Consider the following 26,332-nt stretch of genomic DNA (forward strand, 5'->3'; position numbering starts at 1 on the left):
TGTCAGGGTGTCCCGTCGGCGGGCGCCGTCACCGTCACCTGGACCGCGCTGGCGTTCGACGACGTCCACGAGGTCGTCCCGCCGTACGTCGCGACCACCCTGTAGGTGGCCGCCGCCGCTCCTGCCAGGTCGCAGCTCGCGGTGCCGTCGGCGTCGACCTCGACGGCCCCGCACGCGACCCCCGGGGCCGTGGAGAAGGTGACAGTCCCGCCGAAGGGCGAGGCCTCGGTCGCGCCGGCCCGGGTGACCGTCGCGGTGACCACGGTGCCTGTCCGGCTCGCCGTGGTCGTCGTCGCCCCCGGCGCGACGGTCAGTGTCCTCGCAGCGCTCGTGGACGGGGCGAGCGATGCTGTCCCGAGGTAGCGGGCGGTGAGCTGACGCCCCGCGGCTGTGCCCGGCGCCCCGGTGGGCGTGTAGGACACCGTCGCCGTCCCACCCGTGCCGACGACCCCCGTCCCGACGACCACGCCACCGACGGAGAACTCGACCTGGCCTCCGGACGCCGCGCCGCCCGACGAGCGGGTCACGGTGGCCGAGAGCGTCGACGCCACCCCGACGGTGACGCTCGTCGGCTGCGCGGCGAGCACCGTGGTCGTGGCCGCCGCCACGACGGTCACCGGGACGGACGCCTGTGCTGCCGAGAGCGTCGGCGACCCGCCGTAGGAGGCCGTGAGGGTCGACGGGCCCGCCGCGGTGCCCGGCGGCAGCGTGACGGGGATCTGCGCCCGTCCGTCCGCCCCGACCTCGGCGGACCCGATCTCGGTCCCGCCGAGGGCGAAGGTCACGGTGCCTGCGGCAGGGCTTCCCTGCGGCCCGGAGACCCGCGCCACGAGGGTCTTCTCCGTCCCGGACGTCCACGGCCCGGGGTCGGTGAGGACCACCGAGGCCCGCCCCTGCACGGCGAAGGACACGATGCGGTCTCGTTCGGCCGGTGCGACCGCGGCTGTCGACGGGGAGACCGTCGCCCCGCCGGCGTCCCCGGGGGTCACCGTGTAGCTCCCGGCGAGCAGGAACAGCGTCTCCGCCGGACCGCCGACGCGGACCGTGCGGTCCTCGGAGACCTCGGTGGTCGTCCCGGCCGCGGTGCCGGAGACCGTGACCGGGAGGTCGACGCTCGTGTCGGGGCCCGTCGCCGCGAGGCGCAGCCGGACCTCGGCGATGGCGGTCGTCAGGGTCGTCGCCCCGGCGGCGAGGCGTGCAGTCGTCGTCCACGGGTGCCCGGCGGCTCCTGTGAAGGTCGCGGTCCAGGCCCCCTCAGGCACCTGGTTGAAGACCGTCGTGTAGGTGCCAGACGCAGAGCGGACCAGCGGCTGGCCGGCGAGAGACGCCGGTGAGGTCGCCGGGTCGTCGGCCGCGAGCGCGACGAGCGCACCCGTGAGGTCGGAGGTCGAGCTCACGGTCACCGTGACCGAGCGGGTCACCTGGAAGAGCGTGAGGTCGACGAAGGCGGCCTGCCCGCCTGTGACGTTGACGGTCCTGCTCACCGGGGCGTAGCCGCCCTTGGTGGCCGTGACGACATAGGCCCCGTCCGACAGCCCGGAGAACAGGTACGAGCCGTCCAGCCCGGTCGTCGCGGGCGGCGGGCCCGCCCCCTCGCGCGTGAGGGTCACGGTCGCACCGGGCAGCAGCGCCGGCGTCTCTGCTCCCCGCTGCCCCGAGACCAGGCCGCCGATCGCGTTGCTCGTCGCGACGAGGGGCACTGTCATGATCGAGCTCGTCTGGCCCACGGGTGGTGTGACGCTCAGCTGGAGCGGGCGGTAGTCGGCCCCCGAGATCGTGAGGACGGACTGGACGGGCAGGACGTCCTTGAACTGGTACTGCCCCTCGGTCAGCGCCTCGCACCCAGACCGGCCGAACACGCAGGTCGGCGCCGGCGAGCTGGTCGCGTTCTGCAGCCGGACGGTGAGACCGGGGACCTCGACGGAGTCGGCGAGGTCGTCGACCACGAGCACCGTGAAGGTCACCGGGACCAGGCGCAGGTCGATGTCGCGCAGGGTGTCGCGGCCGGGCGTCACAGCGACGGGGGCAGACGCCTCAGGGCTGAGCTGGGCGTAGCCGGCGAGCGTGGCCGTGACGGTCCAGTCGCCGTCGGTGAGCCCCTCTGTCCTCGCGGTGCCGGTGATCCTGTAGCGCCCGTCAGGTCCGCTGACTGCTGAGAAGGAGACGCTGCCCTTGGTCGCCGTCACGAGGACCCCGGGCAGGGCGCGGACGATGTCGCCCGGGCCCTGCGCGCCTACGGTCTGAGCGGTCGTGGACCGGACGGTCCCGGTGAGCGTCCCCAGGCGGGTCATCGACACGACCTCGGGCTTGTCCACGGTGCGTCCTGCGGCGACGGTCACCGGGACCTCGAGCCGCGCGTAGCCCTCGGCACGCACGACGACCGTGTACTCCCCCGAGGGCAGCGCTGTGAAGTCGACGGTGCTGCGGTCGCCCTCGGCGACGGCCGACCGCTCGGTGCCGCTCACCGTGAGGGTGACCTCGGCGCCGTTCACCGCCGTGCAGGTGCCGGTGCCGCAGTCCTGCGCGCTGACGCGCAGTGTCGCGAGGCGCTTGAGGGTGAGGGTGAGCGGAGGCTCGGCAGACTTGCCGCCGCGCGCGACCGAGAAGGTCGTCTCGCCGGGCTCGAACCCCGCCAGGCTCGCACGGACCGTGTACGTCCCCGGGCGTGCGAGGGTGCCCGACGGGTCGGTCGTCGGCTGGGCCACGTCGTCCCAGGTGAGCGGGTGGACGCTCGCACCCTCCACGACGGTCCCGGCTCCCGCGGTGAGGCTCGCACCTGTCACCCCGGGTGGGCTCGAGACGACCTCGAGGGTCGCCTGCTGCCCGAGCGAGCCGTCGGTCCCGACACCCTCGAGGCGCAGCGAGCCGGCGAAGGGCTGCCCGAGAGGTTCGAGCTCGACGACGGTCTGGACGTTCGTCGAGAAGTCGAGCCCGGTGAGCGACCGGGCCTTGAAGGCCGTCGACCTCGGGACGACGACGTCTACCTTGTCCGAGACGAGGTCGAGCCGACCGACGCTCGACGTGACGGCAGCCGGGTTCGTCGTCGTCCCGAAGGTTCCGTCGGAGGCCGTCGTGACCGTGACCGTGGTCCGGACGGGGACGACGCCGTCGTACCCGGTGATGCCCGAGATCTCGACGGTCTGCTTGTCGGCGCGAGTCTGCTCACCGGCGCTCAGCTGGGTCACGAGGATCGCCGAGAAGGCACGCGCGGCCCGGGTCAGCACGAGCTGGGTGGCCCGCTCCTGGTTGAGGGAGAGCTCGAGGCCGGAGATCGTCCCGCTGAGCGGCGTGGTCCCGTCGTTCCAGGCGACGTCGATCCTGTACTCGCCCGCGACCAGGTGCGTCAGCTGCGCGACGCCGTCGGTCCCCGCGACGACCTGCACGTCCGGCACTGCCGGGGCGTCCGGCACTGCCGGGTCGGCCACGTGGACCGCGGTGACCGTCGCCCGGGCTGCCGGGGTGATCGCCCCGGTGCCCCGGTCGACCAGGACCGAGACCGAGAGTCGGGCGAGCCTGTCGAGCGTGGCGTCGACCCTGCGGACGTCGCCGGGCACGAGCGTCACCTGCGTGGGAGCCCCGGACACCTGGTACTCGGCGTCACCGGGCAGGACCGTCACGGTATAGGTGCCCGACGGGAGGTTGTCGATCGAGTACCCACCGTTGACGCCCGTGAAGGCGCACGCAGCGCCGCCGATCGTGCAGCCGTCGCCCGATGCCGGGGCGCACGGACCCGTCGGGTCGGGCTGCCCCGCGAGGACCGCGACGACGCAGGTCTTGTCGGGGACGGTCCCGATCCGGGCCAGCACGGTGCCTGTGAGCGACGGAGAGGGGAACAGCGCGACCTGCCCTGCGGAGACGGTCTGGCCCATCGGGACGTTGACCTTGACCGTCGACGACTCGTAGCCGGGGGCCGAGACCGTGAGCTCGTAGAGGCCGGGCAGCAACCCTGTGTCGTCCGCCCCCGGGACCAGGTACTCGAGGGCAGGCTCGGTGGTCACGCTGACCTGGCGCTGCGTGCCGTCGGCCGCCTGCGCGGTGAGGGAGACCGTGACCAGGCACTCCTGGCCCGCCGGGAGCGGACCGCAGTCGACCTGGCCGTTGGTCCGGGCGTCGCTCGCCCGGCCGCGGATCCGGGAGGTCGAGACGAGGCCGTCCCCCTCGACCGCTGTGAGCACGAGGTCGGAGGCGACGGTCCCGCCGGGGGTGACGCTGACGGTGGTCGAGGCGGTGAGGTGGCCGAAGAGCTCGGCCGAGAGCACGTAGTCGCCGGGGACGATCCCGTTGAACCTGAAGGAGCCGGAGCCGTCCGAGGTGGACATCGTCTTGTACGCGTCGGTCCCGTTGCTCAGCGTGAGGCCGGCCCCGGCGAGCGCACGGCCCGCGGTGTCGCGGACCGTCCCCTGCGAGACGCCGCTCGACGAACCGAGCAGGACGTCTGCCGGGGCCGCGGAGGACTCCGCGCCGAGGTCGAGCTGGAGGGTCTGGGTGGCGTAGCCGGGCGCCTCGACCATCAGGGTGTAGGTGGCCGGGACGGGCAGGTCGACGAGGCTGTACGCCCCCGGGCGCCCCGTGGTCAGCGTCGACGCCGTGCGGACGACGTCTGCACCCGTCGCGGTGACCGTCGCCCCGCCCACGCCCGAGACGGCTCCGAGGGCGTCGGGGCCCGTGACGGTGCCGGAGAGCGTGGCGACACCTGCCTCGAGGGCGAGGGGAACCGTCGCGGAGCCTCCGGCGGCCAGCGTGACGAGCGTCGACTGCGCACCGAGCCCCGCGCCCTGGGCGGTCACGAGGTAGGTGCTCGGGGTCGAGAGGCCGTCGACGGCCCACGAGCCGACAGAGCCGCTCGTCTCGGTCGTCGTGGTGATGGTCGTCGTGCCGTCGGTGATCACGACCTCGACACCGCCGACCACAGCGCCGTCAGGGCCGGTGACGACCCCCGAGAGGCTGCCGTCACCCGCGACGAGCGTGACGTCGAGGGCCGCAGCGGCTGCCTCTGCGCCCGAGACGACGTGCCTGACGGTCTGGTAGCCGGGCTTGGAGACCGTCACGAGGTAGTTGAGCGTCGGGGCGAGCCCCGCGAAGGCCCAGGCGCCGTCGTCACCGGTCTGCGTGCTGCGGGTCGCCGCGACGGCCGAGGTCGGCTGGGTGGTGCTTGTCGCCCCGGGCTGCCCCGTCGACGCCGCGGCACCGTTCGCCGTGAGCGCGCCGAGCGGCAGGCCGAGGCCCGAGGTCTTGGTGATCGCGCGAGAGCTGTCGTCGCCCTGCCCCGCAGGCGCGGCTCCGCCGCCGCCACCACCCGAGGTCTGGATCGAGACCGGGGCCGGGACACCAGAGGCTCCTGCGCCGGCACCTGACGACGCGGGGATGATGCTGGCCGGGGCGATCTGCACCCGGACACCGGACGGGTCGTCGGCCGTGACAACCCCGCCGACGCGGACTCCCGAGTCGCCCAGGCTCCCGTCACCGGGCGCACCCGTGCCGTCGGGTCCGGACCCGTCGCCGGGGGTGCCGTCTGTCCCAGCGCCACCCGGACCCGTGCCGTCGCCCGCGTCCGCCGCAGCCGTCGGGGCCGGTTGCGCCACGGTCTGCTGGTCCGCCCTGTCGGTGAACCACGGGAGCGCGACGAGCAGACCGCCGCCCCACAGCACCACGACCATGAGGAGCGCGACGATGCGGAGCATCCCCGAGCCGACGAGCGGCCTCGCGGTGACGGTGCCGTGGAAGGTCGCCGGAGCCTGCCGCCCCTGCGCGACGACGGAGAAGGTCCGGCGGTTGAGGTGCCCCAGGACCTGCGGGCGCATGTTCCGGGCCGTGGCCGTGAGCCGGATCGTCTGGCGTCCGGGGACGGTCAGACGGCTCGCGGAGAGGTCGAGACCGAGCCCGCGCGACGTGCGGGTCTCGACGGAGAGGTCGACGGGCTCGACGCCCGTGTTGGACACCACCACGGCGAGGCGGCGGCGCAGCCGGATGCGGGAGTCGGCAGGCTCGACGGTGAGCAGCACCTCGCTCGGGGCGTCGACGGTCAGCACGCTCTCGACCACGCTCGTGGTCGTCGCCCCGGTCCCGCGGGCGGCCGGCCCCCTGCTCGCAGCACCGCTCGTGCCACCGCTCGTGCCACCGCTCGCCCCGATGCTCTGCCCAGCGGTCGCGCCGACCCACCCGTCGGGCCGGCTGGTCGCCTGCGTGCCCGGGAGCCCACCCGGCAGCACGGCCTGGACCACGACGACGAAGGGATAGTCACCCGCCATCGCCCCGGTCACCGGTGCGAGCAGGACGTCGGTCGAGACCGTCGCGTCGGCCTCGACCGCCGCGAGGAGCACGGGCTCCGGGGCCCAGCCGTCGTCGAGTCCTAGGACGGTGACCGTGACGTCGCGCAGGTCGTCGGCGAGGTTGCGGACGTGGACCCGCAGCGTGGCCGCCGTGCCGGCCGTGGCGTGCGCGCCGGGCTCGACGAGGACGCTCGGTGCACCGAGCCCGGTCTGCGGGGTGGGGGTGATCTGCTCGGTCATGAGAGAGAGTCCAGACTGAAGTCGTACGTCAGGGCGTCGCTCTGGCCGATGGTCAGCGCGGGTGAGGTCGCGAGGGCTGCGGTGCCCGTCGCCGACCGCAGCTCGATCACGTAGTGGGCTGGTGCGTCCACGTCGGGGAACAGGTAGGTGCCGTCGGCGCCGCTCGTGACGACGGCGCGGGCCGGGGCCGCGGTGCCGAACTCCTCGGCGACGAAGAGCCTCAGCTCGAGCCCGGCGACGGGCTGCCCGGCGGCCCGGACGGTCCCGGAGATCGAGGCCGGCGAGACGAGCTGCGGGTTGAGCTCGACGGTCTGCCCGGCCACGACCGTGACGATGCTCGACGTGGGACGGGTGCCCTTGCGCGAGAACGTGACCGTGTAGGTCCCGGGTGGCACGTTCTCGAGCACGAAGGCGCCGCGGTCCTGGGGTGTCGACGCGCTCGTCACCGAGAGCGTCGACGACCCCGAGGCTGCCGTGACCTGGACGTTGGCCGCAGGGCTCGACGCCGACGACCCCGTCGCCGTCTGCGTGACGACCCCGGTGATCCGTCCTGTCGCGGCCCGCATCGTCACGTCGACAGGACCCGTGCTGACAGCGCCGTTGCCGTCGACGGTCACCGAGACCACCTGCGACTCGAGGTCGGCGCGCGAGAAGGTCACGGTGTACGTGGCCGGGAGCGGCAGCCCGCCGATCGACCACGACCCTGCTGGCTCGCTCGACCGGGTCACGGTCTGCCGGGTGACGGCACCGTCGCTCACCGTCACCGCGACCCCAGCGGCGCTCGTGCCGGCGGGCACCGTCACCTGCCCCGAGAGGTTCCCGGCGGACTGGCCGAGCACGACCGAGAGGCCTGTGAGCTCTTGGGCCTCGGCGAGGTTCACGCTGAGCGTCGCGGAGGCGTAGCCGGGGGCGCTGACCACGACTGTGAAGGTCGCGGGGGTCTGCAGGCCGCGCAGCACGAAGGACCCGATCTCGTCCTGGGTGAGGCTGACCGTCTGGACCACGCCCTGGCCGTAGGTCGCCACGACGGTGGCCCCCGGCACGGGCCCGGAGGCTGAGGTGACGAGCCCGGAGATCGAGCCGTCGCCCTCGAGCAGGCTGACCTCGATGTCGGAGCGGTCTTCGCCGGCGGCGACGTCGATGCGGTGCACCTGGGTGGAGAACCCCGGCTTGGACACCACGAGGTCGTAGACCGCCGGCGAGGGCACGGCTGCGAAGGAGAAGGTCCCGTCGCCGCCGACGGGCGCAGTGCGGACCACGGCACCGTCCCCGAGGGCTGGCGGCGCGGCGGCACCTGTCAGCGGGTCGACGAGCCCGGCCAGGACAGCCGAGTCGAGCGGGATCTGCAGCTCGGCGACAGCCCCTGCGGCGTCCTCGCCGAGGACGGTCCCGGAGACCGTCGCGGGGACCCCGCCCAGCAGCACGCTCAGGCCCGTCACCTGCTGCCCGGAGCTGAGGCTGACGACCTCGGCCTCGGCGTCCGTCGCACCGGCCGGGTACCAGACCTCGGCGAAGCCGGCCCCCCGCAGCCGCATCTTGTAGTCGCCGGCCGGGAGGCTGTCGACGGCGAACTCGCCGGTGTCGCTCGTCGCGGCGGTCGCCACGACGGCCGTGGTGTCGGAGGCCTCGAAGATCTCGACAGCGACACCCGGTACCGGCTGCCCGTCGGAGATGAGCGTCACCGCACCCGAGACCCCGGCCGTCCCTGTCGCCGCAGAGCTGTCGAACCGGGCCTGGGCCACCTGCAGGGCGAGGTCGCGGTCGGCGGCGGAGCGCGCGAGCACGCTCGAGAGCCCGACGGCGATGACGACCGCGAAGACCGTCACGGCGACGAGCAGACCGAGGAGGGAGAGCAGTCCGCGGGCGAAGAGCGGCTTCTGGACGAAGACGCCCTGGGCGACAGGGCGCGGTGCGTCGGCCCCGGGGGCTGTCCCCGCGCCGACGACGGGCGGGGCGAGGGTCTTGGTACCTGCAGCAGCGGCGGGCACCGGGCTCGCGACGCCCTGCCCCGCCGCGCCGGGGACCACCGGGGCGCCCGGGGCCGCACCGACAGGTGCCGTCGTCGACGCCGAGAGCGGTGCTCGGCGCACCCCGTCGTCGACGAAGAGGCTGAAGGGTCGCACAGCGAGCGACCCGAAGACGGGCCGCTTCGCCCTGGTCCGCAGCCGTCCGGTGACGGACTCCCCAGGCGCGAGGCTGTACCCGGGCGGTGTGAAGGTGAAGGTGATCTTCTGCTCGGGGTCTTCGGCGCGCAGCCGGCCCTCGAGGACGGTGTTGCCGTTGTTCTCGACGACCACCCCGAAGTCGGCGCGGCGCCCTGCGGTGACGGTCACGGGGTCGAGGCGCACGTCGAGGCCGGGCTGGTCCGGGACCGTGACGACGATCTCCTCGATCGCGACGGCCTGCTCGTCGGTCAGCTCGCGGACCTGGACCGCCATCCGGCGAGGACCGGCAGGCACACCGACGGGCAGCGTGAGGAGCAGGCGGACCTGCGCGCTCGCGTCGGGGAAGAGGCTCAGCTCAGGCTGGTCGACCTCGACCCAGTCGGGGTCGGCGCCCAGGACCCGGACCGTGCACCCGGCGATGATCTCGCTCGTGTTGGTGATCGTCACGACCACGGGAGCCGGGACACCCGGGACGACGGAGAACCTGCGTGCGGGGAGGTCGACCCTCATTCAGCCCACCGCCGTCACGTCGAGGTCGCGCGTGGTGGTCGACCCTGCGGTGACCCGGGCGAGCCCTGTCGCCGTGACGGCCCCGGCGCTGCTCACGGTCACGGTGTACGTGCCGGGGGCGAGGCCCGAGAAGGAGTAGGCACCCGGTGCGTCGCCGCCGCTCTCCGCGACCGTCGTCCAGGTCTTCACGCCGTCGGTCACGACCACCTCGGCGCCGGCGACGGGAGCGCCTCCCGAGGTCACACGGCCGGTGATCGCTCCGAGGGCGGCCGACATGGTCACCTGGACCGGCTCGGCCTGGGTGCCGGCCGTGAGCTCGAGGGGGATGCTCTGGTCGCCGTAGCCGGGGAGCGAGAAGCTCACGGTGTACGACCCGGGGACGGCGAGCCCGGTGAGCGTGAACGCACCGACCTCGCCGCTGGTGAGCGTCGTGGCGGTCACGGGCGTCACCAACCCGCCGACCGTCACGGTCGCACCGCCGAGGCCGCGACCCTCGGTGTCGACGAGCCGACCCGTCAGGGTGCCGACGCCGTCTCCGAGGACGACCTGCAGGTCGTCCCGCGACTGGCCGGCTGTCAGGTCGACCACGACGGTGCTCTCGCCGAAGCCCTCGCGGCGGAAGGTCACGACGTAGGTGCCGGGCGTCGCGAGGCCCGGGATCACGAAGGTCCCGACAGCCCCGAGGGTCGGGGTGCCGACCACGACGGGCACGCCGTCGAGGATGGTGGAGACCTCGACGCCGCCGAGCGGGTTCTGGCCGTCGGTGACCATGCCGGAGATCTGCCCGCTCGTCGAGCCGAGCGTCACGTCGGAGGCGAAGCGCGTCTGGCCGCCCGCGAGGCTCTCGGTCGTGGTGAGCGGCTGGTACCCCTCGGCCGTGAAGCTCAGCTCGTAGGTCCCCGGAGCTGGCAGGTCCGTGAAGGAGAACGTGCCGTCGGCTGCGGTGGTGGTCGTGTACTCGGTGCCCTCGGGCGCACCGGCCCAGGTCGGGCGCGCGACGACCGTCGTGACGACGGGGTCACGGACGTCGCCGACCTGCACGGTTCCGGAGAGCGTCGCGGGCTGCCCGACGATCACGAGGTCGGTGCTGTCGGTGACCTCTTGGGCGCCGGCCCGCACGGTCGACCCGGCCGTGCGGGTCTCGGCGGCAGGGAACCAGATCTCGTCGTAGCCGTCGGCCGAGGCACGGAGGTAGTACTGGCCGGGGAACAGCCCGGCGATCGTGTACGTGCCGTCGGCCTGGGTCGCGGCCGACCCGACGACCACCAGGCCCGCGCGGGACTCACGCAGCGCGTCGACGGTGATCCGCCCGACACCGAGACCGTCGTTGAGCGAGACGACAGTGCCCGTGACGGTCCCGCCGACCCCGGCCTCGACCAGACCGTCCTTGGACAGAGCACCCGCCGGGGCCGCACCGTCGGCTCCGACCGGGGCTCCAGCCTCTGCCGTGGCCGCGAAGAACGACGCCGGGGCCACCTTGGTCACGGGGTCGCCGCCGAGGACCCCGCGGATCCCCAGGAGGAAGATCGCCGCCCACACGGCGACGACGGCGAGCAGCACGAAGACCGTGAGCAGGCCCCGGCTGACGAGAGGCCGCTGGCGGAGCATGAGCGAGAGGCTCTCGGCCTGCTCGCCCGCGACGGCGTCGATGCGCAGCGGCCTGTCCCGCTCCGAGCCGAACAGCTGACGGGGCCCCGTCGCGACGACCTCGGAGACGAAGGACTCCCCGGGTCCGACGGTCCGTGTCGACGGGGTCACCGTGGTGGTGAGCGTGCGGTCGGCGTCGCGTGCGCGCAGGGAGACGTCGAGCGGGACGTTGCCGCGGTTGATGCTCTCGACCGAGAACGTGCCCTTGCGGCGGGCGCGGACGACGCTCGGCGAGGCCTGGAGCGCGAGGCGTGGAGTCGCGGTGACGACGAGCTCGAGGTCGTGGTGGACGGGACGGGCGCCCGGGGCGCTGCCCTGGACCGCGACGGTCACGGGGTGGCGGCCGGCGGGGAAGGTCACCGGGACGGCGAAGAGCACGGCGAGCTCGCCCTGCGCGTCAGGGAACAGCGCGAGGGAGGCGGGCTCCGTGCGGACGATCTCGGCGGGCACCCCGTAGACCGTGGCGCCGATGCCCTCGATGACCGTCTCGGTGTTGACGACGTCGAGACGGATCTCGGCGGTCTCCCCCGGGGCGACGGTGAGCCTGTCGACCGTGGTGAGGATCCTCATCCCTGACCGGTCCTCCACGCGCCGCCGGGCTCGGCGGGGTCTTGCCGCGGGAGGACGGAGGCTGAGGCCGCCACCTCGGTGACGCTCGTCGCCGCGGCCTCCCAGTCGTAGGCGTCGGAGGCGACTGTCACCTCGAGCACGAAGGAGGCCTTGTGCCCAGTCCCGAGGCTCTGCCAGAGCAGCGCGACGCTCTGCGCGTCGTCAGCCGCGAGCGCGACCTGGATCGACGAGTTGAGCTCCGCCTCGACGGCCCAGGCGGGCAGCACCTGGACGGACATGAGGCGGGTGAGGGCGTCGCCGAGCAGGCTGTGCTCGGCGCGCGGGCTGTCGGCCCAGGCACTCACGAGGTAGCCGAGGCGGACGAGCGGCAAGGGCGCGCGGCGCTCGACGCGTCCGCCCTCGGTGGTCCGCGGCGCGGAGGCACGGGGCGGCTGGGGGCTGCGGGTGATCGAGTACAGGAAGGCGTCGACCACAGGGGTGGTGAGCTGCTCGGCCCAGGTGGGGGTGGGCGCCTCGAAGCTGATGTCGCCCTGGTCTGCGGTGAGCGGGAGGGTCTGGCGGAGGTAGGCGGCGAGAGCGTCCTCGACGGCGGGGATCAGCACGCGTCGTCCCACCTCCTCTCACCGTTCGTCGACCTGGGCGGCTCCGGGAGGGCGCCGCGTGTGCCCCACCACGCCGCGCACGCCTCACCGTACGGAGACGGGGTACGGCTGAGCATCGGTAATCGCTACCGAAGTTCGGTCTCGGGTGCCTGCCGCGAGGTGCTGGTTCAGCCGATCATCGTCTTGGTGGCACCCGGGACGACCACCTGGACGACGCCTCCGTAGGCGCACTGGCAGGTGCTGCTCTGCAGGGTCGCGGGGGCGCCACCGACGAGGGTCTTGGCGGACCCGGGGAGCCACGGCGCGCTCAGCACGGGGACGCACGGCATCGGGACGAGGACACCGAGTGCCGCAGCCGTGGCCGCGGCGACCGTGGGGTTGGCGGGCGACATGCACATGCCGAAGGTCGCGATGTTGAGCAAGGGGATCATGTCGCGGACCGTCGCGACAGGGCGGCCCTCGACGAGGACGCGGCTGGTCGGCAGGACCGTGAGGGTGGCCGGGGCTGCGCCCATCGGGCAGGTGACGACGGCCGAGGTGACGACTGCGGGGCTTCCCATCGGGGTGGTCCTCTCAGCGGGTGCGGTTCGGGTCTAGGTGGTGCTGGGCCGTCCTCTAGGTCGCCGACCCCTTGACCGAGGAGGTGAGCGTGGACCCCGTCGTGGTGATCAGGCACAGCACGTCGCGGTCCGGCCCCTGGTCCCAGCCGCGGGCCGACGGGAGCAGATAGGTGAAGTACAGGGTCGAGTCGCGGTAGTCCACACCCACGTAGCCCTCGAAGGCCTCGGCGCAGGCGCCGTCGGCGAAGGTGAGAAGGGTCGCGTCTCCGGGGAAGTCGCCCACGGTGCCGTCGGGGGCCGTGTAGGGGACCTTGGCGTAGACCTCTTGCTGGTGCGCGACGTCGCAGGGGACTGTCGTGAGGGACTCGACCTCGGTCGTCACCTCGGCCTGCGCGAGCACGCAGGCGCCGGGTTCGAGGTCGAGCACGGAGACACCCTCACCCTCGTCGTCCGAGCCTGAGCAGGCTCCGAGCAGCAGGGTCGCAGCCGTGAGCGCCAGCGGCACGAGGCTGCGGGCAGCGCGGGTCGGGCCCGGGCGTCGCGCGCCGGGTCGACGTCCTGCTGCGTCCACGCCTGCTCCAGTCTCTCGCCGCCGCTCGGGCGGACCGTGGCCTGCTCCCGGGGCGGGGAGGTCCTGGACCATCGTCCGCGAGCGCCGCGGCGGGCCACCAGCGCAATCACTACTGAACTTGAGGCTGAGCGGTGCCGCGCTCAGAGCGCCGGGGCCTCGACGGTGCGGAGCATCCGGGCGAGCAGGCCTTCGAGCACCGCGATCTCGTCGGCGTCGAGCCCGGCGAGCACCCCGGCGTCTCGCTCGAGCTGGCGGGGGAAGAGCCTGTCGACGGTCTCGACACCCGCAGGCGTCAGGGTGACCAGCACCACGCGCCGGTCCCGCTCGGTCCCCGTGCGCTCCACGAGCCCCTCGTCGGCGAGGCGGTCCAGGCGCTTGGTGATCGCGGCTGCCGAGGCCCGGGTGACCGTCGTGATCTCGCTCGGGCGCAGCGCTCGGCCGGCCCGCCGCAGAGCTGTGAGCAGGTCGAACTCCCCGCGGGTGAGACCTTCGGGGGCGAGGTTGGTGTCGCTGGCTGCAGTCAGGGCGGCAGCGATCCGCATGACCCGTCCGACGACGAGCACGGGTGAGACGTCGAGGTCGGGTCGCTGCTCGGCCCACTGCGCGACGACCTGCTCCGTGAAGTCCATCTCAGCGCCAATCTATTTTCTCGGTAAAATACTTATGAAACACTTGTCGTGAGACTACAGCTTCCCCCCTGAGAGGACACCACTCCCCCGTGCCCACCACGACGACCCCGCCCGGACCACCTGCGACCCGACGCGCTGCGGCGCGCGGGCTGCTCTCGACGAGCCACCTCGCCGCCGCACTCACCATGCAGCCGGCCGACGCGACGGTCGCCGCCGCGCTGCGTGCCGGGTTCGCCGTGGGGGCCGCGCTCGTCCTCGGGCACCTGTCCGGGCTCCCGGGCGCTGCTGGTTTTGCCGCACTGGGCGCTCTCGCGTCGGTCTACGTGCGGTGGGCGCCCTACAGGCGCCGGGCCGAGCTCGTCGGGACCGCCGGGCTGATGATCACCGGGGCCGTCGCCGTCGCGTCGCTCACCGCCCTCGCCGGGTGGCCCGCGCCTGTCGAGATGCTCGTCGTCGCGCTCGTCGCCGCGGGGACCAGCCTCCTCACCCTCGCCGTCCGGACGGGTCCGCCCGGACCGGTCATGGCGATCTTCGCCGCCGGGGCTGCCGTCGCCGGAGACCCGAGCCTCACGGACGTCGGCGTCCGGACCGGGGCGACCCTCGGGGGTGCTGTGCTCGCGTGGCTCGTCTGCCTCTCCGGGTACGTCCTGCGCCCGAGCGAGCCCGCCGGACTCGCCGTGCGGCGCGCGCTGCGCACCGAGCCGCTCGACCCGACCCGGCTCGCCCAGGCCCGCGAGGTCCTCGCCGACGACCTCAGCCACCGTCGCACCGCCCCGGCGGCCCGTGACCTCGCGCTGCTGCTCGTCGAGGTAGAAGACGGCGAGAGCGCCTCGGTCACCGTCGACTCCGACCTGCGGGTCCCCAAGCGCCGCTCCCTGCTCCAGGTGGCACGGGAGACCGTGCGCTCGGGCGAGGTGACGGTCCCCGTCCTGCGGATCGGCATCGGCGCGCTCCTCGCCTCGCTCGCCGCACTGGCCCTCGGCTGGGGTCACCCGGCCTGGGCGGCGGTCGGCGCGGCCGCGGCGCTCCAGGGCCGGCACATCCACACCAACACCCCGCGCGCCCTCCAGCGTGCAGTCGGCACAGCGGTCGGCGCACTCCTCGCCTGGCCGCTGCTCGAGGCGCACCTCGGGTTCTGGGCGGTCGTCGCGGTGGTCGTCGTGATGCAGGTCGTCACCGAGCTGCTCGTGCTGCGCAACTACGCCGTCGCGATGCTCGTCATCACGCCCATGGCGCTGATGATGACATCGCTCGGGGCGCCGGCGGACGGGTCGCTGGCCCTCGACCGGGCGCTGACGACAGTGCTGGGTGCGGCGGTCGGGGTGCTCATGACTGTCGTGGTGCACGACAGGTGGGAGCAGACAGCAGGGCGATAGCGCGCGGCCAGGTCTGGGGCCGGCCGGGACCACGAGCAGCCTGACGCTCTCCTGGCTGACTACGCGCGCTCCACGCTCGGGACCCCCGCAGAGGCCGGGGCCGAGGTCTCCTGGGACGACGTCCTCGACCGCGGTGGGCTCTGACGGTCTTCTGGGCGCAGAGCGACGTCGAACACCAGGTGGGCCTCGTGGGCGAGCACCGAGGCTGGAGACCTGAGTGCCTCGGCGAGCTCCTGGCACCACGTGCAGCCGCGCAGGTGCCGGTCGTAGCGCCTGGCCGCCGACCACGAGAGCCAGCCAGCAGCCCGTGAGCCGGTGCGCCGCAGGTTCCACACGCACGCGTCGGGGACCGTCTCGTCCTCCAGCAGGTCCATGACCCACTCAGCACGCAAGGTGGTGTGGGCCAGCCTGTACGCCGTGCGCACCTCGGCGGGCCCTTCGCCGACGAGCCTCTCGACCTCGCCCCACCCCATCTCCTCGACGTCGACGTACCACACGACCGACTGCATCCGAGGTGGCAGCCTGTGCAGCGCTCGTAGGACCGGGACTGATGACCTGCCGCCGGGGCGAGGGTGGCCGAGGAGGTCGGCGACAGCCTTGTAGACCGAGAGCCTGAACGGCTCCAGACCTACCCGGTCGTGGGCGTAGCGGTCCTGGGCGATGTCGATCATGACGACCGCGAACGCGTCGTTGACCACGGACGAGACCGCGCTCTCGTCCGCGACGAGCCGCCGGGCCAGACGCGCCACAGCCTCGACGTGGCGGGTCCAGAGCTCGAGGAACGCGTCGGGGTCGCCCGTACGGGTCGCCTCGACGAGAGCGGTGTCGCTGTCACCGAGCGCGCGCACCGGTGCCATCGTGCCGACCGTGGGCACCACGAGAGAGCTGGACGGGGTCTCGAGTCCCACGGACGCCTCCGATCTCGACCGGGCGCAGCCTGGTGCCACGCCCTCTCATCAGAGAGACTCGGCCGAGGGGCGAGCATGACGCGAGAGTGCCACCGTCTTCTCTCCGGCCTCCACGGATCGTCGGACCACGGCTCTACGGCCTGCGCCGGGACGCTCCGCAGACCATCACCGGGAGCGTCCTCCGCACAGAAGTCCTGGCCTCGGCTCCGCTGCTCCGCTCGCCTACCCTGCCGCAGGCTCGACCGTGACCGTCATGGTCCGGACCGGGCCGAAGGCCGTCGGGGCTGCGCCGGTCCCCTCGCCCGCGACAGTCACGTACCTCACACCCACGGTGTGCGACCCCGCTGCGGCGTCACGCCACACGAGCACCCCCGACTGCGGCAACAGGTGATATCGGCCTGTCGGGGTGCCGTCGATGATCACCTGGACGGTCTGACCCGCTGATCCGGCCAACTCGACAGGGATGTCCCCACTGACGAACGGCCCCCCTGCGGGGTTCGACAGCACGACCGTCGGCCTCTCGAAGGTCCAGCTGAGGGCTCCAGACGGTTCCGAGACCAGACCCGTGCGCTCGTCGAGGACGCGGGCCACGACCGCCAGAGACTCTCCGTCGGTCGAGCACACGGAGGACTCGCCGACCGTGCCCGTGCACACGAGGGCAGACCACGTCCCGCGGGCATCAGCGCGGGCAGCAGCCAGCTTGTCGCCCGCGACGGTCGAGATCACCACCAACGAGTCCGGAGCCGCGACACCCGAGAGACCTGGGAAAACCGTCAGCGGCACCTCTGCGGGAGGACCGGTGAGCGTGGGAGCGCCGGGGCGGTCGTCGGTCCCCAGGATGCTCGGACCGTCGGGGGTGCCCGGCTCTTCGGGCAGGCCCGGCTGAGCCGGCTCGTGCAGGCCCGGGCTGTCCTCGCTCCCGCTCGTCGCCCCCGGGACCCCACCGGGTGGGGTCGGTGTCTGGGTGGTCGTCGTCGACCCTGTCCGCTCACCTCCGGAGACCAAGGGCCCGGCCGGGTCCGCAGGGGGCAGCAGCGGGACACCGTCGACGGCGCCCAGGTCGACGGGGGCCGACGGCTCCTCCAGCATGCCGGGCTCCGCTGGCTCGTCGCTGCGCGCAGGGGCGGGGACAGGGGCGGCAGATGCTGTCCTGCCAGCACCTCCGGATCCTTCCGCAGTCGTGTCGCGGAGCACCCCCCAGGCCAGCACCACGGCCGCCGAGATCGTCACGAGGACCGCGACGAGCACGGTGAGCGCTCGCACGGACACGCGGGAGCCGCTCTGCACGCCCGACGAGGACGCCGACCACCGACCGACCCGACTGCCTGGAGATGGGGCTGAGGACCCCGTCACCACCCCGAGCTCAGGCACCGCGGTGGCCCCCTGAAGGGTCGACCAGGGGACTCCCACGAGAAGCGGAGCGATGACCAGGCCCAGACGCCGAGAGGCATCGTCGACCTCATCGAGCGTGAGGGTGCACCGAGAGCACCCCTCCAGGTGGCGGTCGAAACGCTCTCTGTTCGTGGGGCTCAGCGCATCACGGTTGGCCTCTCCCATCCGCTCGGCGGACCATCGGCACTCCTCGGGCAAGGCCGTCGAGCTCACGTGCGCCTGCAACCAGGCTCGTCGCAAGCCCTCTCGGGCCCTGTAGGACAGGGCCGAGACGGCACCCGGCCTGATCCCGAGCAACGGCGCGATGTCGGCTGCCTCGAGGCCCTCGACCTCGGTGTACCAGAGGATCTCTTGCCAGCGGAGGGGCAGAGAGCGGAACGCGGTGGCGGTCATGGTCCCCTCGAGGACCGACTCGGAGAGGTCGGTGCCGTCGCTGAGGTCTGCCAGCAGCTCGATGCTCGACGTGTGCTGGCGCGACCAGGTGATCGCGATGTTCCTGATGGTCTGGTAGAGGTACGGCCTGAACGGCCCGTCTGGACCTCGTCCGCGTCCCAGAGAGGAGAAGATGCGCAGATAGGCCTCCTGGACGATGTCGTCGGGGTCGCTGGCCGCCGTGAAACGGCTCGCGACCCTGCGACCGGCGTCGGCATGACGTCGCCAGAGCATCTCGAACGGCACGGGGTCGCCGGTGCGGGCGCGACCTGCGAGCTCTTCGTCGCTCAGCCTCTCGAGGTCTGCCCCGTGCGGCGCCTCGAGGTCCCCGCGTCCTTGCACGCCGGACCGAGCGACCGCCCTGTCGCCAGGCGACCAGTCGACCGGTGTCTGCTCCACAGCTCTCCCTCCCTCGTGCCGCCTCGGAGGACGGCACTCGTGATGGTGCACGGCCGACGACATCCCTCTGAGGTGCAAGACACCTCTGGGCCGCTCGCATGACGCCATCGTACGGAGCAAAGTTGTGACGTACGCCACATCGATAGCGTCTCTGTCAGCACGTCGTCCCTGCCCACGGTCCTTCCCCAGCAGCTCAGGGCGACCTCAAGACCTCAGAAGAGATCGCCCCGGCGACGTCGTCGAGCGAGGACACCTCCTCGACGACAGTCCCGGTCGCCTGACCGAGGGCTTCGGCGTCGACCCCCGATGCCCTCGGGCTCGGGTTGGTGATGCCTCCGGACGTCAGGAGCAGCCTCACGACGCACCTCCCTCACCGCGACCGAGCCGAGCGCTCGACGGCCCTGCGGTGTCCTGCTCGAGCGCTCGAGCCCCCGACGGGCGCATCATCGACCGGAGGAGGTCGAGCTGCTGCTGGGCGATCGCCCGCACCCCGACCAGGACCAGCCCGGCGAGCAGGAACCCCACCCCGACGCCGAAGATCACCAGACCCACGACGGCCTGGTTCTGGGCGTTGTCGAAGTACCCGCGAGGACCGGTGGCCATGAAGTGGACGCCACCGAAGAAGAGGAACACCGGGGAGATCACCAAGAGGGCCGTCGCGACGCCGGGGAGCCGCACCCGTGGAGAGGCCTCACCAGCGGCCTCGGCAGCTGATGGCGTGCGATCGTCGGGGGCAGCAGATGGGGTCGTCATGCCCGGAGCGTAGCCACTCCCGCCCGGCCCCGCGTATGGGGACTGGTTCCCCGCTGGCCATGCACATCTCAGGTGCGACGACGGCGTCGACCCGAAGGTCGACGCCGTCAGCCCTCCGTCGTCAGGCCACGCGCTTCTGCCAGAGCGCGACGACGCCGGTCGGGGCGAAGCCGAGAGCCTCGTTGATCGAGAGCATGTGCCGGTTCTCCTCGGCGTTCCACGTGTGCAGGCGCTCGAGCTCAGGGCGCAGGGTGCGCAGTGCCACGAGGTTCTGGGCCTTGAGGAGCATGCCCAGGCGGTGCCCGCGGTGCGCGGGTGCTACGAGGGTGTCGTCCTGGAAGGCGAGGAAGCCGTAGGAGGACGGCATCTGGATCTCGCTGTAGCCGACGAGCTCACCGGACGGGCGGTGGCGGATCGCCGTCGTCATGACGTCGTTCCCCGAGTCCCGCGCGGTCTGCTCCGTCTGCCGGACCTCCTCGACGGTCACCACGTGCTCGACGAGGTCGAGGCCCGCGACCGGGACCGCGGTCGACATGAGGGTCGAGAGCGCCGCGTACTGCTCGACGAGGTCGTCGGGGCAGCGGTCGTACCACGTGACGGCCTCATAGTCCGGGCCTGCCGCGGCCAGGGACTCGGCGAGGAACCTGTCGACGACCTCGTCGTCGGCCAGCGGGAAGTGCAGCACGCTGTACCGCTCGCCCTGCTCGAGCACGTACCCGCGACCGCGGGCGAAGGCCACACCGGGTGCGTCCCCGGCGATGCGCCCGGCACCTGTCGGCGGGGTCACGACGTCCTCGGCGTCTGCCGGCGGCTCGCCGGCGTGCCCGACGTCCAGGACCAGGGTCGTGCGGCCGCGCTCGGCGGCGACCGACTCGACGGCGTCGGCCAGCGCCGTGCCGACCCCGGACCGGAGCGAGTCGGGCCGGACGTTCACGTCGAAGGTCGCCAGGTGCGTGTTGCCGGTGAGCTCCATCGCGAGGAAGGCCGCGCCGACGACGTCCTCTCGCGTCGGCTCGCCCTCGATGTCGGCACGGGTCGCCACGAGAGCCAGACGCTCGGTCGTGCTCGCGTCGCGCATGATCGCCAGACGCATCTCCGGGGGCAGGTACAGGTCGCCGTGACCCCAGGTCGCCGTCTCGACAGCGTGCTGGACGTCGCAGGCGCCGAGGAAGGGCTCGGCGCCCGGGCTCTCGAGGGACTCGGGGAGGGCGACGACGGACACGGTCCATCGGTCGCTCGAGGTGGGCAAGGTTCGGTCGGGGTTCGTCCCCTGGGTGGTGCTCATGCCACCCATGCTCATCCGCGCAGGTCAGACGGTCAACGGAATTAACCACTGCCTGCAGCAGACGCCTGCTCCCGCGCCGTCGCCGGCCGGACGCCTACGGCGCAGCCCGGGTCAGGCTCCCAGGCAGCGCGGGCTCCTGACCCACCGCTCGTCCCTGAGTCCCGAGCGGCGCCGCGAAGAACGCGAGCTCGTGCCCTGCGCACACCCTGAAGATCTCCCCCATCGCGGTGCGGGTGCTCTCGTCTGCTGCGGCGGCTGCCGTGCCGACGATCTGGACGGCCTGCGCGGTCGAGAGGGCGAAGGACTCGTCCGCGTACGTCTCCAGCCACGAGCTGTACGGGTGCCCCGGGTGGGAGAGCCGCTCCAGCCGCTGCCCGACGTCGTGGTAGATCCAGAAGCACGGCAGGAGCGCCGCGACCAGCACCGCGTAGTCGCCGCGCGCACCAGCAGCGAGGAGCGTGTCGAGGTAGGCCGAGGTCGTGGGGCTGGGAGCGGCCCGACCGATGGTCTCCGGCGGGACCCAGCTCTCGTGGAGCTGCATCTCGCCGAGGATCGCCCCCTGCGCGCTGGCCGCCCAGAACGCCTGCTCTGCGGCCGTCGGCGCGAGACGGCTGGCCTGAGCCAGCACCCGCGAGTAGTCCCGCAGGTACAGCGCGTCCTGCGTGAGGTACCAGACGAAGGCGTCACGATCGAGGGTGCCGTCCCCCAGCCCGCAGACGAAGGGGAGCTCGTCGATCTCGGCTCGGATGTCGCTGACGTCAGACCACCAGCCGGCCGTGACCTCCTGCGGGCTCGGGCGGGTCGCCGTGCCGCCCCGTGCCCACATCCCGCCGAAGTGGTGGATCGGTCCGTGACCCGTCCCGACGTCGAGGGAGTCGGCGTGCTGCAGGCTCTCGACCAGCCACGCCTTGGACTCCCGCAGCGCGTTCTCCCAGTCTCGGGAGACGGCGAACCTGGTCGCGAGGGCCGAGGAGAGCGAGCAGCCCGTGCCGTGGGTGCTGGTCGTGTCGACCCTCACGCCAGGGATCTCGGTGACAGTGGGGGTCTCCCCCGCGGCGTCGACGAGGGCGTCAGGGAGATCCGCTCCGCGCAGGTGTCCTCCCTTGGCGAGCACCAGGACGCCGTAGCGAGCCGAGACCCGTGCCGCCTGCTCGAGGACCGCGTCCCAGCTCGTCGCGACAGGCTCGCCCGCGAGGATCGCGAGCTCGGGGACGTTCGGGGTGACGAGGTCGGCGCGCCGCGCGAGGTCGCCCAGCGCCTGCTCGGCCTCCGCGTCGAGCAGCCGGTCACCGCTCGTGGCGACCATCACAGGGTCGAGGACCACGACCGGCGGTCTCACCCTGGCCAGCCACTGGTCGACGGCGATCGTCACCTCGGCCGTGGCGAGCATGCCGATCTTCACGGCGTCGATCCCGACGTCGTCGCTCACCGCGTCGAGCTGCTCGCGCAGGAACGAGACCGGCGGCACGTGGACCGACCGCACCCCGACAGTGTTCTGGGCGACCAGTGCTGTCACGACAGCCATGCCGTACCCACCGTTGGCCGCGATGCTCTTGAGGTCTGCCTGGATGCCGGCACCGCCTGTCGGGTCGGTCCCGGCGATGCTCAGGACTCTCGGGATCGAGGTGCTCATGACCGCCCCTCCCACGCCGCACGCAGGTCTCGGGCGGCCACGACGGGGTCTGCGGCCGAGCAGAGCCCCGAGACGACAGCAGCACCCGCCGCACCGGCACGGCGTAGAGCCAGGAGGTCGGCCGGGCCGACTCCTCCGATCGCGACGGCTGGCAGCTGAGTCGTCTGGACCAGACGCGCGAAGCCCTCGTGGCCCAGGGCGGGTGGCGCGTCAGACTTCGTCCGGGTCGGGTGGAGCGCCCCGATCCCGACGTAGTCGACCCGCGCAGAGGACGCGGCTGCGCTGAGCAGCTGTTCCGCGCTCGACGCGCTCACGCCGACCAGCGCACCAGGACCGACGAGGCTCCGGACCGCCTCGACAGGCAGGTCCGACTGGCCGACGTGCACCCCGGTCACGCGGGCACCGGCACTGCGGGCGGCGAGGAAGACGTCGACCCGGTCGTTGACGATCAGCGCCACGTCCTCAGGGAGCACCGCGGAGATGCGCAGCACCGTCTCGAGGAACACCGCCGCCGGCGCGTCCTTCTCCCGGACCTGCACAGCGCTCACCCCGGCGCGCGCCACCTCCCCCACCAGGCTCACGAGGTCGTGGCCCGCCGCGGACGCCGACGCGGAGTCCGTGACGAGGTACACCGAGAGGTCCGCGGTCACGAGAGCATCGCCCGTCGAGCGAGGTCGTCCGGCCCGATCGCCGCGAGCGCGTCGAGGAAGAGCACCGAGAAGCTGCCCGGGCCGGGTGCGGACTCGGCCGCCATCCCCGCCGCGACCGTGTAGACGAGGCAGGCGGCCACGGTGGTCGCCCACCTGTCCTCGTCGACCGAGGCGAAGGCCGCCATGACGGCACCCAGCGCGCACCCACCACCGGTGACCCTCGTCAGGAGCGGGGTCCCGTTCGAGATCCGCACCGTCCGTCGCCCGTCGGTGACGGCGTCGACCGGACCGGAGACGGCGACCACCCCGCCGGTCCGCAGCGCCAGCTCGGCGGCTGGCACCAGCGCCGTCTCGACGTCGGCCACCGAGTCCACGCCGCGCCCGCCGACTCCGGCACCCGCCGCGACGAGCACCTCTGAGGCGTTGCCGCGGACGATGTCGGGGCCCAGGTCGCACAGCTCCCGGCTCAGCGCGGTCCGGACGGGCAGCGAGCCGATGGCCACCGGGTCGAGCACCCACGGTGTTCCTGCCCGGCGAGCCTCTGCGGCGGCTTCGAGCATCGCCGGGCGCTGCTCTCGGGTCGGGGTGCCGAGGTTGACCAGCACCCCGGAGGCAGCGTGCGCGAACTGTCCAGCCTCCCCGGGGAGGTCCACCATCGCCGGTGCCGCGCCGAGCGCGAGCAGGACGTTGGCGGTGAACCCTGTCACGACGGAGTTGGTCAGGCACTGGACGAGCGGCGTCTGGGCGCGGAGCTCGTCGAGCGCGGAGCAGGTGAGGTCGATCAGGTGTGCAGGCGTGCGCGTCATGCGCGACATCCCTTCGCTAGTACGAACTAGATCAGGTTCGACGGGTGTGATCTCAGCCCTCGCGGGCACCCCGTGTCACGTGCTTGTACGGCCACCCTACTGCGCACCTGCACGAGCCTCCCCTCCGCCCGCTGGGCACGGGGGGAAGTCGCACGGCCACACTGGGAGTGGACGTGGAGGAGCTCGCCGCTCGGCGCGACGTCATCACTATGGCCTCACCCGACGTGGCCCCTCGGGTTCGACGACCGGGTGCGCAGCGCAGAGCGCTGATGGCCGCGCGGCACCCACCTCACCCAGGTCGGACGTGGGACCACGTGGTTCTCGGGGCTGCGCGGTTCGTGGGTCTGCGCCGTGGAAAGATGTTCCGATGGCGATCGAGGTAGTCGAGTACTCCGACCAGTGGCCCCTCCAGTTCGAGACTGTGTCCGAAGCCTTGCAGGCTGCGCTGGCAGACGTCCCTGTCCGGGCGATCGAGCACGTGGGGTCCACCTCTGTCCCTGGCCTCGCTGCGAAGCCGGTCCTGGACATCGACGTGATCGTGTCTGAAGAGCACGTCTCCGAGGCCATCGAGGCACTGGGGACGGCGGGGTACGCCCACCGGGGCGACCTCGGTGTCGCAGGTCGCGAGGCGTTCCGTGCACCCGACGCGTCGCCGACCCGGCACGTCTACGTGTGCACGGAAGGGACGCTCCACCTCCGCAACCACCTCGCGGTCCGCAGCGTGCTCCGCGACCACGCAGACCTCAGAGACCGCTACGCGGCCGTCAAGATCGAGCTCTCGGCTGATCCCGGCATGGACAGTGCCACCTACATCGCGGGCAAGTCCGCGATCCTGCAAGAAGTCCTGGCGCTCTCCGACCTCACCTCCCTGGAGCGGGCCCAGATCCTCCAGCTGGCCACCGGACACTGAGCCCACCTGACGTCTCCGGCACGGCCTGCAAGCATCTCTTCAGAGCTCCGGAGGCCGCGTCCGTGAGCACATCCCGGCGCGCTCGCTCGCGCGTCCACGGCCTTCGGCTGGCCCGTCCCACCAGCGTGCAGCTGGAACTTCTGACTGCGAGGGGACTCTGACAGTGCACCGGCAGCACGTGCCCTCGCTGTCACGACGGCGTCTCCTCGTCTGGCAAGATCTGTCCCCATGACCAGCAGAGACGACGTGCGCACCTACTACGCCGGCTACGGGCAGAACGAGCTCGCTCGCCTGACGACCCCGGCCGGCCGGCTCGAGATGGCCCTCACGACCACGCTGCTCGCACCCCACCTCCCGTCGACCGGGACAGCGCTCGACATCGGCGGTGGCCCCGGACGGTACACGCAGTGGCTCGTCGAGCGAGGCCTGCGACCGACGCTGGCCGACCTCTCCCCCGAGCTCTTGGCCATCGCGCGCGACCACCTCGACGCAGCAGCGGTCGAGGAGATCGTCGAGGCCGACGCCTGCGACCTGGGCCGCTGGGCCGACCACAGCTTCGACGTGTCGCTCTCGCTCGGCCCCTTCTACCACCTGCCACGCCTCGACGACAGGCAGCAGGCTGTCCGCGAGCTGGTCCGCGTCACCCGGCCCGGCGGGCTCGTCGCCGTCGCGATGATGCCCACCTACGGGTACCTGCGGCGCACCCTGACGATGCCCGACGAGCGCCACCGCATGGCCGACACCACGATGGTCCGCGACGTCGTCGAGCGAGGACACTTCGTCAACGACACCCCCGGACGCTTCACCGAGGGCTTCGGCGTCGACCCCCGAGACCCGCAGCGGCTCTTCGAGGACGAGGGGATCGAGACGGTCCTGGTCGCCTCGACCCACGGCTTCGCCACGGGCCTCGAAGACCAGGTCGACACCCTGCGCGAGAGCAACCCGGACGCGTACGCCGCGACCCTCGACGTGCTCGTCGACACCGCGACCGACCCAGCGCTGTTCGGCACCGCGGGCCACCTCCTGCTCATCGGCCGCACACCCCGCTGAACGGGCGGTCGGGCCCGCATCAGGCGCCTGGCGCAGCGCACCTCCTCGTCCAGCGCGGCTCCCGGGCTCGCCGCCCGGGAGCCGCCCCGGGACACCTGACCCTGCTTACGCTCCGGTGACCCTCCTCAGGAAGTCACGGATGAGGTCGGCGACCTCGTGGACGGCGCTCTCGAGCAGGAAGTGCCCGCCCGGGACGAGATGGACCTCGGCGTCGGGCAGGTCTCGGCTGAAGGCGCGCGCACCCTCGGGTCCGAAGATCTCGTCACCCTCTCCCCAGACAGCCAACAGCGGCACCTGGCTGGTGCGGAAGTATTCATGGACCTGGGGGTACAGGGCCACGTTGCTCGCGTAGTCGCGGAAGAGCGCGAGCTGGACGAGGTCGTTGCCGGGGCGCGAGACCAGGGCGTGGTCGTGGACCCATGCCTCCGGGTCGACGAGCGTGGTGTCGGCAACTCCGTGCACGTACTGCCAGCGGATCGCGTCGAGGCTCAGTGCCCCGCGGATCGCCGCCTCCGTCGTGGCGTCCTGCGAACGCTGGTACGCGAGCACAGGCTCCCAGAAGTCCTCGACGAAGCCCTCGTCGTAGGCGTTGCCGCTCTGGGTGATGATCGCCGTGATCGCCTCGGGCCTCCGCAGGGCGAGCCGCCAGCCGACGGGGGCACCGTAGTCCTGGACGTAGATCGCGTAACGGTCCACCCCGAGATCGGCGAGCAGTCCTTCGGTGATGTCGGCCAGCAGGTCGAAGCTGTAGTCGACCTCGCTCGTGCTCGGTGCGTCAGAGAGCCCGAAGCCGAGGTGGTCGGGAGCCACGACGTGGAAGCTGTCGGCGAGCAGCGGGATCAGGTGACGGAACATGGACGAGCTCGTCGGGTACCCGTGCAGGAGCACGAGGGTGGGGGCGGCCGGGTCGCCCGCCTCGCGGTAGAAGATCTGGTGCCCGTCGACGGTGCGCTCACGGTGGTGGACCTGGACCAT

General features: G+C 72.6%; 19 protein-coding genes and 1 riboswitch. Of the genes, 3 read left to right on the forward strand and 16 right to left on the reverse strand.

Annotated elements, in window-relative coordinates:
- Positions 1 to 2: 2 nt before the first annotated feature.
- The 7 genes from SANBI_RS13075 to SANBI_RS13105 all read right to left on the reverse strand — a co-directional run bounded on the left by SANBI_RS13075 (position 3) and on the right by SANBI_RS13105 (position 13,763).
- Positions 3 to 6,509: a carboxypeptidase regulatory-like domain-containing protein gene (locus SANBI_RS13075; protein ID WP_319155699.1), complete on the reverse strand. Its 6,507-nt coding sequence runs from the start codon at positions 6,507 to 6,509 to the stop codon at positions 3 to 5.
- Complete coding sequence (locus SANBI_RS13080) at positions 6,506 to 9,184, reverse strand: carboxypeptidase-like regulatory domain-containing protein (protein ID WP_319155701.1); 2,679 nt, start codon at positions 9,182 to 9,184, stop codon at positions 6,506 to 6,508. The genes SANBI_RS13075 and SANBI_RS13080 overlap by 4 nt, the downstream gene beginning before the upstream one ends.
- A complete protein-coding gene (locus SANBI_RS13085) occupies positions 9,185 to 11,401 on the reverse strand; it encodes a carboxypeptidase-like regulatory domain-containing protein (protein WP_319155703.1) in 2,217 nt (738 codons plus the stop codon).
- Positions 11,398 to 12,003, reverse strand: coding sequence for a Pvc16 family protein (locus SANBI_RS13090; protein WP_319155705.1), 606 nt, complete (start codon positions 12,001 to 12,003; stop codon positions 11,398 to 11,400). Before SANBI_RS13090 ends, SANBI_RS13085 begins: the two co-directional genes overlap by 4 nt.
- A 167-nt stretch (positions 12,004 to 12,170) precedes the next feature.
- Positions 12,171 to 12,563: a DUF4280 domain-containing protein gene (locus SANBI_RS13095; protein WP_056129299.1), complete on the reverse strand. Its 393-nt coding sequence runs from the start codon at positions 12,561 to 12,563 to the stop codon at positions 12,171 to 12,173.
- A gap of 55 nt (positions 12,564 to 12,618) precedes the next feature.
- Positions 12,619 to 13,134, reverse strand: a complete 516-nt coding sequence (locus SANBI_RS13100; protein ID WP_319155708.1) for a septum formation family protein — start codon at positions 13,132 to 13,134, stop codon at positions 12,619 to 12,621.
- Between the two features lie 140 nt (positions 13,135 to 13,274).
- Entirely contained in the window at positions 13,275 to 13,763 is a 489-nt protein-coding gene (locus tag SANBI_RS13105; protein WP_056129294.1) for a MarR family winged helix-turn-helix transcriptional regulator, read from the reverse strand.
- Between the two features lie 89 nt (positions 13,764 to 13,852).
- Here SANBI_RS13105 and SANBI_RS13110 point away from each other — a divergent pair, with 89 nt between their 5' ends.
- Entirely contained in the window at positions 13,853 to 15,139 is a 1,287-nt protein-coding gene (locus SANBI_RS13110) for an FUSC family protein (protein WP_319155710.1), read from the forward strand.
- A gap of 59 nt (positions 15,140 to 15,198) precedes the next feature.
- On the opposite strand, the gene SANBI_RS13115 is transcribed toward SANBI_RS13110, so the two are convergent.
- From SANBI_RS13115 to thiM, 8 genes are all read right to left on the reverse strand, one after another.
- Complete coding sequence (locus SANBI_RS13115; protein WP_319155712.1) at positions 15,199 to 16,047, reverse strand: RNA polymerase sigma factor; 849 nt, start codon at positions 16,045 to 16,047, stop codon at positions 15,199 to 15,201.
- 222 nt (positions 16,048 to 16,269) lie between these two features.
- The gene (locus tag SANBI_RS13120) at positions 16,270 to 18,270 is read right to left on the reverse strand and encodes a sigma-70 family RNA polymerase sigma factor (RefSeq protein ID WP_319155714.1); all 2,001 of its coding nucleotides are present in this window, start codon (positions 18,268 to 18,270) and stop codon (positions 16,270 to 16,272) included.
- A gap of 193 nt (positions 18,271 to 18,463) precedes the next feature.
- Complete coding sequence (locus SANBI_RS13125) at positions 18,464 to 18,628, reverse strand: hypothetical protein (protein WP_319155716.1); 165 nt, start codon at positions 18,626 to 18,628, stop codon at positions 18,464 to 18,466.
- Positions 18,625 to 19,023 (reverse strand): hypothetical protein, encoded by a 399-nt coding sequence (locus SANBI_RS13130; RefSeq protein ID WP_319155718.1) that lies wholly within the window; start codon positions 19,021 to 19,023, stop codon positions 18,625 to 18,627. The genes SANBI_RS13125 and SANBI_RS13130 overlap by 4 nt, the downstream gene beginning before the upstream one ends.
- Before the next feature lie 121 nt (positions 19,024 to 19,144).
- Positions 19,145 to 20,308, reverse strand: a complete 1,164-nt coding sequence (locus SANBI_RS13135) for a GNAT family N-acetyltransferase (RefSeq protein ID WP_319155721.1) — start codon at positions 20,306 to 20,308, stop codon at positions 19,145 to 19,147.
- 94 nt (positions 20,309 to 20,402) lie between these two features.
- Positions 20,403 to 21,941, reverse strand: a complete 1,539-nt coding sequence (locus tag SANBI_RS13140; protein ID WP_319155723.1) for a bifunctional hydroxymethylpyrimidine kinase/phosphomethylpyrimidine kinase — start codon at positions 21,939 to 21,941, stop codon at positions 20,403 to 20,405.
- A complete protein-coding gene (thiE, locus tag SANBI_RS13145) occupies positions 21,938 to 22,591 on the reverse strand; it encodes a thiamine phosphate synthase (protein WP_319155725.1) in 654 nt (217 codons plus the stop codon). The genes SANBI_RS13140 and thiE overlap by 4 nt, the downstream gene beginning before the upstream one ends.
- Positions 22,588 to 23,397, reverse strand: coding sequence for a hydroxyethylthiazole kinase (gene thiM / locus SANBI_RS13150; protein WP_319155727.1), 810 nt, complete (start codon positions 23,395 to 23,397; stop codon positions 22,588 to 22,590). Before thiM ends, thiE begins: the two co-directional genes overlap by 4 nt.
- Positions 23,389 to 23,480, reverse strand: a riboswitch (TPP riboswitch). Its footprint overlaps the gene before it by 9 nt.
- A 284-nt stretch (positions 23,481 to 23,764) precedes the next feature.
- Here thiM and SANBI_RS13155 point away from each other — a divergent pair.
- Both SANBI_RS13155 and SANBI_RS13160 read left to right on the forward strand, forming a co-directional pair.
- Positions 23,765 to 24,307, forward strand: coding sequence for a GrpB family protein (locus SANBI_RS13155; protein ID WP_319155729.1), 543 nt, complete (start codon positions 23,765 to 23,767; stop codon positions 24,305 to 24,307).
- Positions 24,308 to 24,535: 228 nt separating this feature from the next.
- Complete coding sequence (locus SANBI_RS13160; protein ID WP_319155731.1) at positions 24,536 to 25,357, forward strand: class I SAM-dependent methyltransferase; 822 nt, start codon at positions 24,536 to 24,538, stop codon at positions 25,355 to 25,357.
- Positions 25,358 to 25,462: 105 nt separating this feature from the next.
- Here the strand turns inward: SANBI_RS13160 and SANBI_RS13165 are convergent, their stop codons facing one another.
- Positions 25,463 to 26,332, reverse strand: a complete 870-nt coding sequence (locus SANBI_RS13165; protein ID WP_319155733.1) for an alpha/beta fold hydrolase — start codon at positions 26,330 to 26,332, stop codon at positions 25,463 to 25,465.

The organism is Sanguibacter biliveldensis, from assembly GCF_033798665.1.
GTDB classification, from domain to species: Bacteria; Actinomycetota; Actinomycetes; order Actinomycetales; family Cellulomonadaceae; genus Sanguibacter; species Sanguibacter inulinus.